Genomic DNA, 16,644 nt, shown 5'->3' with positions numbered 1-16,644 from the left:
GCCGCGAACGACGCCGGCTTGAGCACGGGATCTCGCGGGCAGCGCGGGGGCATCCGCTTCGATCTTGAGTCGCGGGGACGTCGAGATCCCTGGGTCGCCCCCGTCGGCCGGACCGCGGCGGGTCAGCGGGCGGCGGTGGCGACGGAGAGCAGTGCGCGTAAGCGGCCGACGTTGGAGGGTCGGTCGTGGTTGCGCTCGACCAGCTCACGACCGGCGTCGACCAGTCGCTCGCGCTGCCCGTCGCCCGTGAGCGTCCGGGCCAGCGCTGCGGCCAGGGCCGGAGCGTTCCCCGGTGGCACCGTATGCGCTGTCACCCCTTCGATCGCGAGCTCGGGGATGCCGCTGATGCCGGTGCACACGACGGGCACACCGAGCGCCATCGCCTCCATGATCGAGATCGGCAGCCCCTCCGAGAACGACGGCAAGCAGAACACGTCGCTCGAGGCGAGATGCTTGGCGACCTGGTCGCTCGGCAGTTGGCCGAGGAACGTGACGCTTTCGGTGAGATCGAGCCTGCCAGCGAGCCGGTGCAGCTCGTCGGCGAAGGGACCGTCGCCGATCAGTTCGACCTGGACGGAGAGATCGTGCTGCGAGCGCAGGAGCGCGCAAGCCTCGAGCAGGACGCCGTGGCCCTTCTCGGCCGACAGCCGCGCCACCGTCGTCACCACCGGGCGGGCACGGTCGGGCGCGACGTCGCGCCGCGGCCACCGCTCGAGGTCCAGTCCGCAGCGGACGACGTGGAACCGCTCCCACGTCGCAGGGTCGGAGACGCGGCACAGCTGCGATCGGGTGAAGTCGCTGATGCACACGATGAACGACGCCGACCTCGCCTTGAGGTCGAGGCGAGCGTCTTTGTCGTCGACGAAGTCCTGGAAGCCGTGGATCGTGAAGCTCCACGTCCACGCGTCGGTCTCGTCCCACCTGCCGACGAGGGCGGCGAACCATGCGATCGTGGCGGGAGACTGGCCGAAGTGAGCGTGCAGGTGACGGACGCCCGTCGCTCGGCAGCGCGCCACCACGGAAGGCGCGTACGCGAGGTGGGCGAGCCGTCGGGCGATGATCGTGACGTCGCCGCGGGCCGAGGTGACGGCAGTGCAGGCGAGCCTCGCTAGCCGTCCTGGGTGCCGTGCCGCCACCTTCGCCAGCTCGACGGCGACGCGACGCGGATTCGACTTCAAGTAGAGGGTCAGATCGTGACGCCGCCGGCCGTCGTCGTCTGCGATGTCGTGCGCCGTGGGTTCGTTCATGGCGATCGGGACGACCCTCACTCCCTGGCGCTCGATCTCGTCCACCTCACCGGTGATGAACGTCATGGCCAACCGCGGGTAGTCCGTCATCACGTATGCGACGCGTAGATCCTCGGCGCCGGTAGCGGAGCCGTAGGCGGGACCAGGGGCGGGGGTGGGGTCCGGCATGGTGGCGAGCGTACTGCTGTGAGTGATCGAACTCGTCCGAACGGTGATGAAGCGGAGTGGTGCGGTGCGGTAACGTAAGACGTCACGTATCACGCGATCGATGGGGTGCTCATGGTCGCGTCCTGACGTGACGAAGAGGATCCTGACCATGGCGAACCGCACCACCTCCAGCACGGACGACGGCCGTCGGTGGCGCTGCCTGGTGGTCGGCGACGAGGTACTCACCGCCGACTGCGCTCGGATCGCTGACGGCAGCGGGCTCGACGTCGTGCTGGTCGCGACCACCAACGACGCGGTCGCTAGTCTGGTAGCGAGCGATCCCGGGTGCGAGGTGGTGCGGTCTGACCGCCCGATCGAACCGGAGCTCGATGCGCGAGGGATCGGCATCGATGTTATCGTCAGCGCGGCCAATCTGCGGATCCTCCCGTCGTCACTGCTCGAGCGCTCCCGCTGCAGCATCAACTTCCACGATGGTCCGCTGCCCGAGATGGCCGGGGTCAATGTGCCGGCGTGGGCGGTGCTCGCCGGACACCGCGAGCACGGGGTGACCTGGCACCTGATGACCGCCGACGTCGACGGCGGGGCGATCGTCGCGCAACGGCGCTTCCAGGTCGACGAGCGTGCGACGACCCACGCTCTGAACACCCGTTGCTATGAGGCGGCCATCGAGTCCTTCACGGAGCTCGCGCCGTCGCTCGCCGCCGGCGACGTCGAGACCCGACCGCAGGACACGGTGCCCGGTACCACCCACCTCCGCCACGAACGGCCGGCGATGGTGATCGACCCGGCTGCCGCGACCGCGCACGAGATCGACCGAGCGGTGCGCGCCCATGACCTCGGTGAGCGGACGGTGAACAGCTTCGGCAGCGTCCGGCTCGTCATCGGTGATCGTGCCTACCTGATCGATGCGGCGCACCCGCTCGACCTCCCACCGGACGGCCCGCTCGAGCCCGGGCGCGTGGTCGAGGTGACCGATGCCGAGCTGGTGGTGCAGACGGCGCTCGGCGCGATCGCATTCGAGCGCGCACGCACCGCGGCCGGGTGCCCCGTGGCGCTGGGTGACGTCGCGGAGCAGCACGGCCTGCGCGCGGGTTCCCGGCTGAAAGTTCCGAACGGGTTGGTCGCGGCGCTCACCCGCCACGATCCGCGGCTCTCGCGCTCGGAGGGGCTCTGGTGGCGTGACCTGGCCCACCCCAGCGCCCTTCCACCGATCTCCGTCGGCGGCGCTGGGCCGCGCGGCGACCAGTCGACCGGCGACCGATCGCGATCGGACGCCTGGTGCTCGGCGGAGGTGGGCACGCTCGCCGCCCCCGACGGCGCCTTGGCGGCGACCGTCGCGCTCGCCGCCGTGTGGCTCGCCTCCGTGACCGGCGTCGACGAGGCGGTGGTCGCCGTCGCCGACGCCGCCGCAGCGGCCGTCACGGCCGAGCTGGCACCGCTGGCGCGGCCGGGAACCGTGCGGACCCAGGGCCTCCGCACGAGCTCCGTCCCGACGCTGCTGTCCACGACGGCCGACCGGGTCGCGGATGTCGTGGGGCGCGGGCCCATCCTCGGAGATGCCGCGACCCGCCATCCCGATGCTCGCGGCATCGACACCACCGTCGGGGTGATCGTGATCGAGTCGAGCGATGGTCCGCCCGGCTGGGCATCGACCGTCCTCGGCGCCTGCCTCGTCGTCGACCCGGTGTCGGCGCAGGTGACCTTGCACGCCGGTCCGGGTTCCGGGGTCACCGCGAGCGGCGTCAGCACCTGGGCCGCCCAACTCGGGCGCGCCCTGGATCATGTGGTGGCGCACCGTGACGACGAGGGGTGCGCAGCGATCGACGTCGACCTGCGCGACGAGGACGACATCGCGATGATCGCCGAGCTCAACGACACCGGTGTCGAGCTCGACGGCATCGACGACGTCGTCGCCGCGATCGACCGGTACGCCGTCGCATCTCCGGACGCCGCAGCCGTCTCCTGCGGCGACGCGACCCTCAGTCGGCGCGAACTGGCCGAGCGCGTCGAGGTCGTGGCTCGACTGCTCGCTGAGCGCGGCATCGGGCCCGGCGACCGGGTAGGGGTTGCGCTGGACCGCAGCATCGACGTCCTCGTGGTGGTGCTGGCGACGCTGCGCCGGCGCGGCGCCTACGTCCCCCTGGATCCGCGATACCCGAGGTCCCGGCTGCGCCACATCGCCGACGACGCCGGGCTGGACCTGCTCGTCGCCGACGCAGGAGTCGCCGAGGACCTCGCCGGCGACGTCGAGGTCCTCCATGTCGCGTCCCGGCTCACCGACGGCGCTGATCCGGTGGGTCCGGGGCGCCCCGCTGTCTCCATCCGACCCAACGATCTCGCTTACGTGATCTACACCTCGGGCTCGACCGGCACGCCCAAGGGCGTGATGATCGAGCACGCCCAGCTCACCAACTTCCTCGTTGCGATGGACGAGGTGATCGACATCGACGACCCCGGGGTCTGGCTGTCGGTCACCAGCCTGTCGTTCGACATCAGTGTGCTCGAGCTGCTGTGGACGGTGTCGCGGGGGTTCCACGTCGTGATCGCCCCACCGCAGGGGGCCCTCACTGGCGCCGAGGCGGTTCCGGCGCTCCGCCCGACCGCGCGCCCGCTCGGCATGAGCGTCTTCTACTTCGCGGCCGGCGACGACAGCGACAGCGACCGATACCGCTTCGTCATCGAGAGCGCCCGTGCGGCCGACCGCCACGGTTTCGAGGCGGTCTGGCTGCCCGAGCGTCACTTCCACGCCTTCGGTGGCGCCTACCCGAACCCCAGCGTCCTCGCCGCCGCGATCGCAGCCGTCACCGAGCGGGTCGCGGTGCGTGCGGGCAGCGTGGTGCTCCCGCTCCACTCCCCGGTGCGGGTCGCCGAGGAGTGGGCGGTCGTCGATCAGCTGTCCGGCGGCCGGGTCGGGATCTCGTTCGCCGCGGGGTGGCAGCCGAACGACTTCGTCCTCAACCCCGAGGGGCACCGCGATGCGAAGGCGCGCCTGGGCGAGATGATCGACACGGTCGAACGACTGTGGCGTGGCGAGACGGTGCCCCTCCCGGGCCCGACCGGGATGGTCGATGTGCGCACCCTGCCGCGCCCGGTGCAGGCCGAGCTGCCGATCTGGCTGACCTCGGCGGGATCGCGCTCCACGTTCGAGGCCGCCGGGGCCGCCGGTCGCGGCCTGCTGACCCACCTGCTCGGCCAGACGGTCGACGAGCTCGCGGACAAGATCGATGCCTACCGGGCGGCGCGCGCCGCATCCGGTCACGCCGGAGACGGCCACGTCACCCTGATGCTGCACAGCTACCTCGACCACGACGGAGACCGCGCGATCGAGGTGGCCCGCGACCCGCTCAAGCGGTACCTCGGGTCGGCCGTGGGCCTGATCGCCGGGCTGGCGTCGTCGTTCCCCACGTTCGCGAACGCCGGTTCGGACGCGGACACCGTCCTCGACTCGTTGAGCGACGACGAGCTCGATCAGCTCCTCGACATGGCAGCCGAGAGGTACTTGCGCACCAGCGGCCTGTTCGGCACCGTCGACGATGCGGTCGAGATGGTCGAGCGGGTGCGATCGGTCGGCGTCGACGAGGTGGCGTGCCTGGTCGACTTCGGGGTCGCGGACGCCGACGCCCTCGCCTCGCTCGAGCTCCTCGCCACGGTGCGGCGCACCGTCACCGAGCTCGTCCCCACCGGCGCTGCCACCGCATCTGGCGCGGGCGGGACCGCTGCCGAGACGGTCGCCGATCTGGTGGAGCGCCACGGCGTCACCCACCTGCAGTGCACCCCCACGTTCGCGGCGATGCTGGCTGCCGACGGGGCGGATCGCCGTGCCCTCGGTCGGCTCCGGCACCTGCTCGTCGGCGGGGAGGCGCTCCCGCCCCGCCTCGCAGGCGATCTGCGTGCGGCGGTCGGAGGTCGGTTCACGAACATGTACGGCCCGACCGAGACCACCATCTGGTCGTTGGTGCACGAGATCGGCGACGTCGGCGCCGAGGTGCCGATCGGCCGCCCGATCGCGAACACGGCCGTGCACGTCCTCGACGTGGCGCGCCGAGAGGTCCCGGTCGGCGTGGCCGGCGAGCTGCACCTCGGAGGCGCCGGCCTGGCGCGCGGGTACCACGGCCGACCCGAGCTCACCGCGGACCGGTTCCTGCAGCACCCGCGGCTCGGCCGGATCTACGCCACCGGGGACCTCGTCCGGGTCGTCGCCGGCGATGCGGGCGCCCACGTCGAGTTCCTGGGGCGCATGGACCACCAGGTCAAGATCCGTGGCCACCGCATCGAGCTCGGCGAGATCGAGTCGGTCGCCGAGGACGTCGACGGCGTGGAGCGGTGCGTGGTGGTCGCGAGCGGCTCCACGGATCACGAGGCCGACCGTCGCCTGATCGCGTTCGTCACGGGAACCCCCGCTGTCGATGTGCGTGCGGAGCTGGCGCGGGTGCTGCCGTCGATCATGGTCCCCGACGTCGTCCAGGTCGACGAGCTCCCCCAGACGCCCAACGGAAAGATCGATCGCGCCGCGCTCGTCGCGAGGACCGACGAGCGCATCGAGGAGAGCGCGTCGGCGATGGCGGTGAGCGAGCCGCTGCGCAGCGACCACGAGCGGCTCGTCGCCGAGCTGTGGACCGAGCTGCTCGGTCGCCCGGTCGGGCGTAACCAGAACTTCTTCGATCTCGGCGGGCACTCCCTGCTCGCCGTCACGCTCTTCCGCCGGATCGAGGCGGACCGTCCCGGGGCGGTCTCGCTGACCGACATCTTCCGGCACCCGACCGTGGAGTCGTTCGCTGCCTTCCTCGCGACGGCAGAGTCCCGCTCGGGCCCGGTCGGCGACGACGTCCACGACGCTGGGCGCGACCGTGCCAGCGAACGAGGGGCTCGACGTCGTCGAGCGCGAGCGAGGAGGTAGCGATGCACGACCCGACGAAGCCCGATCCGACGGCGGCCTCGAGCGACGACCCCGTCGACGGGGCCTCCAGCGACGACTCCGTCGTCGACGAGAACGCGGTCGCCATCGTGGGCATGTCGTGCCGGTACGCCGGAGCGAACGACCCCGACGAGCTGTGGGCTCAGGTGGTGGCGGGCAATGACTGCCTCGTCGATGTCGACGACGCTCTCGCCCCGGCCAGCGCGGGGCATGCGGGCTCCGAGTGGATCGGGCGCACCGGGGTCATCGACGACGTCGAGATGTTCGATCCGGGGTTCTTCGGCATGTCGCCGCGGGACGCGGCGATCACCGACCCCCAGCAACGCCTCTTCCTGGAGTGCGCGTGGGAGGCGCTCGAGTCAGCGGGGCTGCTCCCCGAGCGCACCACCGGCCCGGTCGGCGTGTTCGGCGGTGTGGGCACGAACACCTACCTGCTGCACCACCTGTTCACCAACCCCGATCTCGTTGACCGGCTCGGGTGGTTCCAGCTCCGTCACACCGGCAACGACAAGGACTTCCTCACGACCTCGGTCGCCTACCGGCTCGACCTGCACGGTCCGGCCTTCAGCGTCCAGACGGCGTGCTCGACGTCGCTGGTCGCGGTCCACCTCGCCGTCCAGAGCCTCCTCTCGTTCGAGTGCGACACCGCTCTCGCCGGCGGCTCGACCGTCGAGTTCCCCCATGGGGCGGGATACGTCTTCCGTGAGGGCGAGGTGCTGTCGTCGGACGGCGTGTGCCGCGCCTTCGACGCCGAGTCGACGGGAACGGTCCTCACCTCCGGTGTCGGCATGGTCGCCCTGCGCCGCCTGGCGGACGCGGTCGAGGCCGACGACCCGATCCTGGCCGTGATCCGCGGCAGCGCCGTGAACAACGACGGCGCCGGGAAGGTGAGCTTCCTCGCGCCGAGCGTCGACGGCCACGCCGACGTGGTGAAGGAGGCACTGGCGGTGTCGGGGATCGACGCCCGCACGATCGAGCTGCTGGAGGCGCACGGGACCGGAACGCGGGTCGGCGATCCGATCGAGGTCGCCGCACTGACCGAGGCGTTCCGCACCGACACCGACGATCGGGGGTTCTGCCGCATCGGCTCGGTGAAGCCGAACATCGGCCACACCGACACCGCCGCCGGGGTCGCCAGCCTGATCACGGCGGTCCAGGCGCTGCGCCACCGGATCCTGCCCCCCCTGGCCAACCACACCGCGCCGAATCCGCTGATGGGCCTCGAGCGAACCCCGTTCATCGCCTCGGATCGCGCGACGCCGTGGCACTCCATCGGACCACGCCGCGCCGGGGTCAGCTCGCTCGGTGTCGGCGGCACGAACGCCCACGTCATCGTCGAGGAGGCACCGGAGCCGCGCGCCGCCCACGATCGGGAACCGCGCGCCGAGCTGCTCGTCGTTTCGGCCCGCAGCGACGCATCGGTCGCGACGTACGGCGGGTGCCTCGCCGCCCACCTCGACCACCACCTCGAACCCCCCGCCGCGAGCCCGGCGGATGGCGGCGCCGACGTCGAGCGCGGTGCGGTCACGGGCGCGCCCTCGCTCGCCGATGTGGCCTTCACCCTCGCGACCGGGCGTGCGGCCATGGCGCACCGCGCCAGCGTCGTCGCCTCGCCGTCGCGCCCGGCGACCGCCTCCCTGCGCCGGATCCGAGCGACCACCGTCGAGGAAGCGCCGAGGATCGCGCTGATGTTCCCCGGCGGCGGCGCTGGTCACGTCGCGATGGCGACGACCGTCGACGAGCGCTTCGAGGTGTTCCGTCGCGAGTTCGCCGAGGGAACCGAGAGGTGGAGGGAGGCGACCGGTGAGGTGGCGCTCGATCTGATCAGCGATGCCGAGTCGCTGGAGCGCCCGACGGTCAACCTGCCGCTGGTGTTCCTCACGTCGGTGGCCATGGGGCGCCAGCTCGAGGCGCTCGGCATCCGCGCCGACGCGATGATCGGCCACAGCCTGGGGGAGTACTCGGCGGCCCACCTCGCCGGCGTCTTCGACCTCCAGACCGGCCTCGACCTGGTGATCCGTCGCAGCGAGCTGGTCGAGAAGGCCGGGGCGTCCGACGTCGCCGAGATGGTGGTCATCCCGTTCGCCGAAGAGCACGTTCGTCGACATCTGGTCGACGGAGCCGAGATCGCAGCCGTCAACGCGGTCGACGAGTGCGTCATCGCCGGCCCCTCGTCCGCCACATCAGCGACCGTGGACCGCCTGGGCGCCGAGGCGGACGTCGTCCGTCTGCCGCTGCGCGCCCCAGGCCACCACTCCCTGCTCGATCCGTACCTCGACGAGTTCGAGGCGCTCCTGCGCACCGTCGATCTGCGCGCCCCCGATCCGTCGGTCCGGCTCGTGTCCAACGTGACGGGCGAGTGGCTGACCCCGGAGCAGGCCACGTCCCCTCGCTACTGGGTCGACCACCTGCGCTCGACCGTCCGCTTCGCGCAGGGCCTCGAGCTCCTTCGCGGCATCGACCCCACCTTGGTGATCGAATGCGGTCCCGGGCAGTCGCTCGCTCCCTACGTGCAGCGTGCCGGCGAGATGGACGTCGTCGGCACGATGCGGCACCCCCGGCGCGATGCCGATGACACCGAGAGCCTGCTCGCCGCGATCGGACGAGCGTGGACGGCCGGGGTCGACGTCGACCTCGGCGCCGTGACGGATGGTCGGCGCATCCCCCTCCCCACCTACGCCTTCGACCGGCAGCGGTGCCTGATCGAGCCGGGGCCGGTCCCGTCCGTGCTGGCCGGCCCCGAGGCGTCGGGCTCCGCCCGGACCTCGAACGCCGATGCGGCCCCGGTCGCGTCAGCGCTGGTCGAGCGGATCGATGACCTGGACGACGGGTGCTGGATCGACGAGTGGGTCAACGCTCCCGACCCGCTCGCCGCAAGCACCGTCGGCGGCTCGTGGGTCGTCGTGGCGGACGACGACGACGCCCTCGCGTCGGCGCTGATCGAGGAGTTGGGCTCGCGCGGCGCGTCCGTCGTCCGTCGTCGGCAGCTGCGTGATCTCGACGGCGACGTCACCTCGATCGTGGTCGTCTCCGGGGTCGATCCCGACGACGGCGATCGCGCCCGCACCCGATGGACCCGCGACGCCCTCGTCGGGGCGCGCTGCGTGGGGGCGGCCTCGGGTGGCCTCCTGGCCGGCGTGACGCGCTCGGCGCTGGGCGAGGGGATCGCGCCCGCCGTGCGGCCCCTCGAGGCCCTCGCCCGTGGGGTGCTCGGCGTGGCGCCGGCGGAGTACCCCGGCCTCCGCGTCCGCCACGTCGACGTCGGCCGCGACGCCGACGACCATCCCACCTCGGTCGCTCCCGCCGTCGTCGACGACCTGCTCGGTGAGCTGGACCTCGTGCGCCATCGCGACGGTCGTCGCAGCGTACGCCAGCACCGGCGGGCGGTCCCGCCGGTCGCGTCCGACGTGATCGGCATGCGCGACGACGGCGTCTACGTCGTCACCGGCGGTCTCGGCGGGGTCGGCTTCGAGCTCGCCCGCTCGCTCCTGCTGGAACCTCGCCGCCGGGTCGTGGTCACGACGACGTCCGACGTCCCGCGCGGCGACGCCGCCGAGCGGTGGCTCGAACGCCACGGCATCGACGACGACACGACTCGGAGGATCCGACGGCTCGACGCGCTCGAGGAGCTGCCGGGCGAGGTGTCCGCGCTCCGAGCTGACGTCGCCGATGCGTCGTCGGTGGCGACCCTGCTGGCGAGCGCGACCGACCGCCACGGCCGTGTCGACGGGGTGGTGCACGCCGCAGGGGTGTTGCGTGATCAGCTCATCGAGCTCGCCGACGACGCTGCGATCGACATCACGATCGACGTGAAGGCGGGCGGCGCGCACCACCTGGTCGGGCTCGCAGCCGCGTCAGATGTCGAGCTGGTGGTGCTGGTGTCGTCCACGAGCACTGTGCTGAACCCCCCAGGGCAGTTCGCCTACGTGGCGGCGAACGCGGTCCTCGACGCCTACGGCGGCACGACCGAGGGTCTGCGCGTCGCGACGATCCGCTTCGGGGTCTGGGCCGATGTCGGACTCGCCTCGCTGATGGCGGCGCGCGACGCACTCGGTCTCGGGGATCCCTCCGAACCCGTCGAGCACCCTGTCTGGACCGAGCGGATCGAGTCGACCACGGGAGCGGTCGTGCTCGCGGGTCGACTCGACAACGAGCACCACTGGATGACCGATGACCACCGCAACGGTGTCGGCACCGCCCTGCTCCCCGCCACCGGTCACGTCGAGCTGCTGCTCGACGCCGTTCGACGTGTCGACCCCTCCTGCACGACCTTGAACGGGATCCTCATCCCGAGCCCGCTCGTGGTCGCCGACGGTTCGGCGGTCGACGTGCGCGCCGTGGTCGAACGCCGGGACGGGGCGAGGAGCGTCCGGCTCGAGTCGTTCGATCATCGTGCTGGCGAGTGGTACACGCGCAGCGAGGCACGTTGGGACTCGGCACCGGACGTCGGCTCTGACGCGATCAGCGTCGCCTCGGTGCCGGATGCAGCGGGTGAGGTCGTGGACCCCTTCGCGCGCCAGCGACCTCACCTGCGCCTCGGCGACCGGTGGCCGTCGGAGTCGCTCGCGCGGTCTTCGGGAAGCGCGGTGATCGGGACGCTCGCTGTCGCAGCGGAACACCGCTCCGACGTCGACGCCTGGCGGGTGCACCCCGCCCTGGTCGACGGAGCGATCGCGCTGGCGACGCTGTTGGCGCCGATGTCGGACCCCGAGCGCCTGCTCGCTCCGGTGTCGATCGACAAGGTCGTCTCACGACGCACGGTGCCAGCCGAGGTGGAGGTCTCGGCCGGCCACGTCCGCAGCGAGGAAGACGACCGGGGCCGCCGAACTCATCGCTTCGACGTGGCGATGCGGGATCGGGACGACGACGTCGTCCTCGAGCTCCACGGGCTCATCCTGGCCGAGGTCGACGGGTCCGCGCTCGGACCCCTGGACCACGCGGACGACGTCCCCGCCGAGGTCGTGCTCGCCACCGACCAGCCCGTCTCGCTGGTCTCGATGGCCGACCGGTTCGGCATCCGCGCCGGCGAGGGCCTCGGGTTCGTCGAGCGGCTGCTCGCCTCCGCCGCGCCGTCGATGACCGGATCGACGATCGATCTCGCTGAGCTCGCGCCGAGAACCGGGCCCGCGGAGGCCACCCCCTCCGCGAGCGGTGGTTCCTCCGCTCCCTCCGACGGCGAGACGGTGGAGACCGCCCTGGTCGCGATCTGGTCGGAGCTGCTCGGCATCGACGACATCGCCGATGACGACGACTTCTTCGACCTCGGTGGTCACTCGCTGCTCGCCATCCGGATGCTCGCCCAGGTCCAGCACCGGTTCCAGGTGCGGGTCCCGCTCGCCACGATCTTCGAGGTGCCCACGGTCGCGACCCTCGCCGGCCACCTGCGGGCGGAGATGCCCGATGCTGCGGACCCGTCGTTCGCCACGCCGGCCGGCGTCGTTCCCGCGGACGGCGCCGGAGCGAGCGACGGAAACCCCTCGCTCATCGTGAGCGTCGGAGGGGACGGTCCGCGGCGACCGCTGTACGTCGTGCACGGTGCCGGCGGCAACGTCATCTTCCTGTGGACGCTCGGACGTGCGCTCTCCGGTGAGCGGCGCGTCTACGGCATCCGGGCCCGAGGGGTCGACGGGCGCGAGGAGCCTGATGACGACATCGACGTGATGGCGCGTCGCTACGTCGAGCAGCTCCGGGCGCACTCCGCCCCCCCGTACCTGATCGGCGGGTTCTCCGGAGGGGGGCTGGTGGCGCTCGAGATGGCCCGCCTGCTGATCGCGGAGGGGTGCGAGGTGCAGCGGGTCGTGCTGTTTGACAGCGTGCCCCCGGGACGGACCGAGCTGACGTCGGTCACCCGACGGCGGAACATCTTGCGGAACCTCGTCCGCCAAGGCTACGACGCCGTCGCGCCCTACCTGAGCTCCGTCCGGCGAGCGTGGACCGACCGGCTGCTGCGTCGTCAGCCCGATGAGGAGACCCGACGGACCCTCGACGAGCTGGGCTACGGCACGAAGGACTTCGGCGTCGTCGACCTGTTCGACCACTTCTCGGAGGTGGCGGTGCGTCACCCGCTGCGACAGTATGACGTCGACGCGCTCCTGATCAGCGCGGACCTCGTCTGGCCGACGCAACCGATCGACTACTACTGGCGGCCGAACGTGACGGGCCGACTCGAGGTCCACCACGTCTCGGGTGATCACCGCACGATGTTCTCGCCCGAGAACGCCCCGGAGATCGCGCGCATCGTCAGTCGGTGGACGGACTGACGGACTCCGCGTCGGCGGTCTCGTTGCCCCGCACACCTGCTGCGTCCGACCGGCGTCCGGCCCCATCGATCCTGCGCACAGCAAGCGCCGCCATCACCAGCGTGAGCGAGATCTCGATCAGGCTCCCCAGCCGAGCCCCGGTGACGGATGCCCGGTAGTAGATCGCGTCGATCTCGTGGAGCGAGACCGAGCGTGTGGCCGTGGTCAGGAGGATGGCGCCGAGGGTGAGCGCGGGGATGAGGTAGCGACGTCGGCGCGACGGGAGCAACAGACCTCCCCGGCGGCCGGCGGCCACGACGGCGACGAGGCCCACGACGATCACGAGTGCCTGGAGCGGGCGGCGCGCTGAGTACCACCCGTCGGACGAGGCGGACCGCCGTACCTGGTCGCGCAGGACCGAGGGGAGATCGAGGGCGAGAGCAAGAGCGAGGGCCGCGAGGAGCGCCCCGGCCCATAGCCAGAACGCGGGGAGCGCTTCGTCGGTCGCAATGCCGTCGCGCCGCAGTCGCGCCAGCTCTCGTCGCCACGCCTCCCCGCAGAGCGCCGCGACCATCAGCAGGAGGCACGTGCGCAGCGTCGAGCTGTCGAGCACGTCGGCCATGTGATCACCGTATCGACGCGTGGCCCGTGCGGCCCCGGTCGGCCGCCCTGCCACCGCAGGGAGTTCCGAGGCGATACGCTCGCCACGTGCGAGAACCGGCGGAGCACGCAGCGTGAGGTTGCTGAACGTCCGCGTCGCAGCGGCGATCGTCCGTGTGACCGCACGTGGGCAGTTCTCGCGCTACGGCGGGCCAGCGGTGTCCACGACGGATCGCTTCGAGTCCGAGCTGGCCACGATGGCAGGGGTCGATCACGCGCTGGCCGTGAACAGCGGGACGAGCGCCCTGATCTGCGCCCTCGTCGGCGCCGGGATCGGTCCCGGCGACGAGGTCCTCGTTCCTGCGTACACCTGGATCTCGTCCGCTGCGGCGCCCATCGCCGTCGGGGCGGTTCCCGTCCTCGTCGACATCGACGAATCCCTCACGATCGACCCGGTCGCCCTCGACGCAGCGTGCGGCGAGCGGACCAAGGCGGTCATCGCGGTCCACATGAACAACCTGGTCTGCGACATGGACGCGATCACGGCAGTCGCCGCGGAGCGTGATCTTCGGGTAGTCGAGGACGCCTGTCAAGCCGTCGGGGTCACGTACCGCGGTCGGCGTGTGGGTACCATCGGCGACGTCGGCGCGTTCAGCTTCAACCAGCACAAGAACGTGACGAGCGGTGAGGGCGGGGCCGTGCTCACGGACGATCCCGTGATCGCAGCCCGAGCCGCGATGTACCACGATGTGGGCAGCTACATCCGCCCGCGCGAGGTCGTCGGCGAGGTGCCGGTGTTCATCGGACAGAACGCCCGCATGCCCGAGCTGTCCTCGGCGATGCTCCGTCCGCAGATCGCGCGGATCGACGAGCAGCTCAGGCGACGGGCGCACCGTCGCCGGATCCTCGTGGAGGCCATGGAGTCGTCCACGAGCTTCGAGGGAACCCTCGTCGAGCATCGCAGTCCCGACGACGCCGTCGCCCTCGCCGTCCGCTTCGACGACCCGGCGACGGCCGAGCGCTTCGCCCGCAAGCGCGGCGTCACCCGACTGATCGACTCCGGCCGACACGTCTTCACCAACTGGCAGCCGATCCAGGAGCGGCGGACGCATCATCCGAACGTCGATCCGTGGGCTGGCCACGACGTCGACTACTCCGCCGATCGCTACCGTGCGACGCTCGAAACCCTCGAACGGTCGTGCACGATCGGTGTGCCCCCACAGGTCCCAGCGACGGCGTTCCGGGCCTTGGCGCTGGACCTCTTCCGGTGAGCCCGGCCGGAACCGGCTCCCGTCGTGACGTCGACGAGCCCGTGATCGTGGTGGGTAGCGGGCCCACCGGGGCGATGGTCGCGACCGAGTTGTCGCAGCAGGGCGTGCCCGTGCTGATGCTCGAATCCGGTCGCCGGCGCGCGCGCGGGATCGTCGTGCGGGCGGCCGGCAACACGGTGTTCCGCTGGTCGTCGCGCAAAGGGTTGGACACCGGGCGGGAGGTGCGCTCCGCCGAGCCGATCGAGTGGTTCTCGTCACGCACCCTCGGTGGCGGGAGCAACTACTGGACGGGTTCGATCCCACGCTTCTCGCCCGACGACTTCACCGATGGTTCTCGTCTCGACGAGAGGTACCGGTGGCCGGTGACCTACGACGACGTCGAACCGTTCTACAGCGAGGTCGAGGAGTTGATCGGCGTGACGGCCGGCCGTCGGCCGCTCGACTCAATCCCCGAGCCTCGGACCCGGTACGTCCAGTCGATGCCGCAGGACTGGCGGGCGGTCAGCGAGCGGGTGTCGCTGCTGGGGTCCGGACGGTCGCTCGGGCTCATGCCGATGGCCAAGGGGTCGCCGTGGATGGTCGCGCTCCGCGCGACGGAGTTCAACAGTTACGATGTCATCGTGCGGCCTCTCGCGGAGGAGTCGCGGTTCACGCTGCTATCGGGTCGCCACGTGGTGCGGGTCGAACGGTCGAGGGGGTCGGACCGCATCGACACGGTCATCGCCCGCGATCGCGTCACCGGTGGACTCGAGAACCATCGAGCGCGAGCGATCGTACTGGCCGCCGGCTCGCTCGACACGACGGAGATCCTCCTCCGCTCGCGCAGCGCGGATCACCCCGCCGGTCTGGGCAACGGGACGAACCTGCTCGGCCGCTACCTCCACGACCACCCGCGGCAGTGGTGGCGGGTGCGCCTCGACGATCCGATGACGACGCTGTCGCACCCCCTGTACCTGACGCGCGACCGCCTCGAGGATCACGAGCCGCTGCGCACGGCCGGCTTCACGCTCGGTCTGGGCGCCCGCCGTGATCGTGTGCGGTCCTGGTGGAGGGGCTCGTCGTCGGCGGTCGGGATCCTCACGTTCGCCACGATGGTCCCGACGGAGGACTCGAACGTGCGCCTCGAAGGCGACCGCACCGATCCGGACCGGTCGGACCTCGCCATCGATCTCTCCTTCGACCGTCCCACCTCCCGGCTCATGATCGAGTCGCGCGAACGGTGCCTGGCGACCCTGAACGAGGCCGGGGTGCGCGCCCGGGAGGACATGGCGCTCGGTGTCGGCGCTCCGGGGTCCTCGGTGCACCTGGGTGGGACCGCACGGATGCACAGCTCGCGCGAGTTCGGGGTCATCGACGGGTTCAACCGCCTCCACGACGCCCCCGAGGTGCGCGTCGTCGATGCCGCCTCGTTCACGACGGGGCCCGAGAAGAACCCCACCCTGACCGCGATGGCTCTGGCCCTGAGGTCCGCTCGCCACCTCGGGCCGATGTCCTGCTGAGCCGGGACTGGGCCGGTGGAGGGTCGGGCATCGCCGCACGTACGCTAGATCCGGATGCGTGACCTCGGCGTCCATGGGGAAACGTGGACGACATGAGCATCCTCCGTCGCCTCTTCTCCGCCTTCTCCGGTCGCAGCTCGAGCTCAACCGGGGGGACGCGCTCCCGCTCGCGGGGGAGCTCGGGCGGCGGGCTGCTCTCCGCCGTCAAGCGCCTCCTGCGCTGACCGCCCCGCCCGCTCGGCGGGTCCTAGCATGGGGCGCATGCCGATGCGGACCGAGTGCAAGAACTTCGAGTCGCGTTCGTACCCGAACGGCGACACGGTCCGGAAGTGCAACCTCGACCTGGCTCCCGAGGCGCCGTGGCGCTGCCCCGAGCCGTGCTCGGGGTACGAGCGTCGCCTCGCCGACGCCGCGTGGACCCACGGCTCGCTGGCGCCCGCCGCGACCCCTCCGGAGCCGTCGAGCCTGGACGACGGCTCCGCGGCCGCCGTGCTCGATGCGGCCGAGGACATCGTCAACGCCGTCGGAGGTGACGTGATGGCCGAGGTGACGGCCGAGCGCGAGCACGGTCGGCGTCGCTCGCTGCTGCGTCGGATCTTCCGTCGCGGGTCCTGACGTCGACGACGTCGACCGGTCCGCGTCGACGCCGCCGTGCCACCGTCGCTGCCGGACCGACCCGGCCGTCGGGATCGCCGTCGGTCGGCA

Annotated in this window: 8 protein-coding genes; 6 read left to right on the top strand and 2 right to left on the bottom strand. The window is 71.6% G+C overall.

The window, feature by feature from the left end:
- Positions 1 to 122: 122 nt before the first annotated feature.
- Complete coding sequence (locus ACOOHC_RS12685; RefSeq protein WP_420450772.1) at positions 123 to 1,589, bottom strand: glycosyltransferase family 4 protein; 1,467 nt, start codon at positions 1,587 to 1,589, stop codon at positions 123 to 125.
- On the opposite strand from ACOOHC_RS12685, the gene ACOOHC_RS12680 reads away from it, so the two are divergent.
- Together ACOOHC_RS12680 and ACOOHC_RS12675 are read left to right on the top strand one after the other, a co-directional pair.
- The gene (locus ACOOHC_RS12680) at positions 1,564 to 6,312 is read left to right on the top strand and encodes a MupA/Atu3671 family FMN-dependent luciferase-like monooxygenase (RefSeq protein WP_420450771.1); all 4,749 of its coding nucleotides are present in this window, start codon (positions 1,564 to 1,566) and stop codon (positions 6,310 to 6,312) included. The two genes, ACOOHC_RS12685 and ACOOHC_RS12680, sit on opposite strands and share 26 nt — an antisense overlap.
- Before the next feature lie 2 nt (positions 6,313 to 6,314).
- Positions 6,315 to 12,590 (top strand): type I polyketide synthase, encoded by a 6,276-nt coding sequence (locus ACOOHC_RS12675; protein WP_420450770.1) that lies wholly within the window; start codon positions 6,315 to 6,317, stop codon positions 12,588 to 12,590.
- Here ACOOHC_RS12675 and ACOOHC_RS12670 read toward each other — a convergent pair.
- Entirely contained in the window at positions 12,571 to 13,191 is a 621-nt protein-coding gene (locus ACOOHC_RS12670; protein ID WP_420450769.1) for a hypothetical protein, read from the bottom strand. The genes ACOOHC_RS12675 and ACOOHC_RS12670 overlap by 20 nt on opposite strands.
- 19 nt (positions 13,192 to 13,210) lie before the next feature.
- On the opposite strand from ACOOHC_RS12670, the gene ACOOHC_RS12665 reads away from it, so the two are divergent.
- The 4 genes from ACOOHC_RS12665 to ACOOHC_RS12650 all read left to right on the top strand — a co-directional run bounded on the left by ACOOHC_RS12665 (position 13,211) and on the right by ACOOHC_RS12650 (position 16,554).
- Positions 13,211 to 14,440 carry a DegT/DnrJ/EryC1/StrS family aminotransferase gene (locus tag ACOOHC_RS12665; RefSeq protein ID WP_420450768.1) on the top strand — a complete coding sequence of 410 codons (1,230 nt, stop codon included), beginning with the start codon at positions 13,211 to 13,213 and terminating at the stop codon, positions 14,438 to 14,440.
- Between the two features lie 41 nt (positions 14,441 to 14,481).
- Complete coding sequence (locus ACOOHC_RS12660; RefSeq protein WP_420450767.1) at positions 14,482 to 15,939, top strand: GMC oxidoreductase; 1,458 nt, start codon at positions 14,482 to 14,484, stop codon at positions 15,937 to 15,939.
- A gap of 92 nt (positions 15,940 to 16,031) precedes the next feature.
- A complete protein-coding gene (locus tag ACOOHC_RS12655; protein ID WP_420450766.1) occupies positions 16,032 to 16,163 on the top strand; it encodes a hypothetical protein in 132 nt (43 codons plus the stop codon).
- Between the two features lie 37 nt (positions 16,164 to 16,200).
- Positions 16,201 to 16,554 carry a hypothetical protein gene (locus tag ACOOHC_RS12650; protein ID WP_420450765.1) on the top strand — a complete coding sequence of 118 codons (354 nt, stop codon included), beginning with the start codon at positions 16,201 to 16,203 and terminating at the stop codon, positions 16,552 to 16,554.
- Positions 16,555 to 16,644: the final 90 nt, after the last annotated feature.

It is taken from the genome of Ilumatobacter sp. (assembly GCF_965215205.1).
Classification (GTDB): domain Bacteria; phylum Actinomycetota; class Acidimicrobiia; order Acidimicrobiales; family Ilumatobacteraceae; genus Ilumatobacter_A.
The sequence above is the reverse complement of the archived record's forward strand: the minus strand, read 5'-3'. Positions and strand labels throughout refer to the sequence as shown.

What these genes read in the sequence shown, in the direction of transcription:
- ACOOHC_RS12675 (WP_420450770.1), top strand. Translation starts at nt 6,315, where the DNA reads ATGCACGACCCGACGAAGCCCGATCCGACGGCGGCCTCGAGCGACGAC.
- ACOOHC_RS12670 (WP_420450769.1), bottom strand. Translation starts at nt 13,191, where the DNA reads ATGGCCGACGTGCTCGACAGCTCGACGCTGCGCACGTGCCTCCTGCTG.
- ACOOHC_RS12680 (WP_420450771.1), top strand. Translation starts at nt 1,564, where the DNA reads ATGGCGAACCGCACCACCTCCAGCACGGACGACGGCCGTCGGTGGCGC.
- ACOOHC_RS12650 (WP_420450765.1), top strand. Translation starts at nt 16,201, where the DNA reads ATGCCGATGCGGACCGAGTGCAAGAACTTCGAGTCGCGTTCGTACCCG.
- ACOOHC_RS12655 (WP_420450766.1), top strand. Translation starts at nt 16,032, where the DNA reads ATGAGCATCCTCCGTCGCCTCTTCTCCGCCTTCTCCGGTCGCAGCTCG.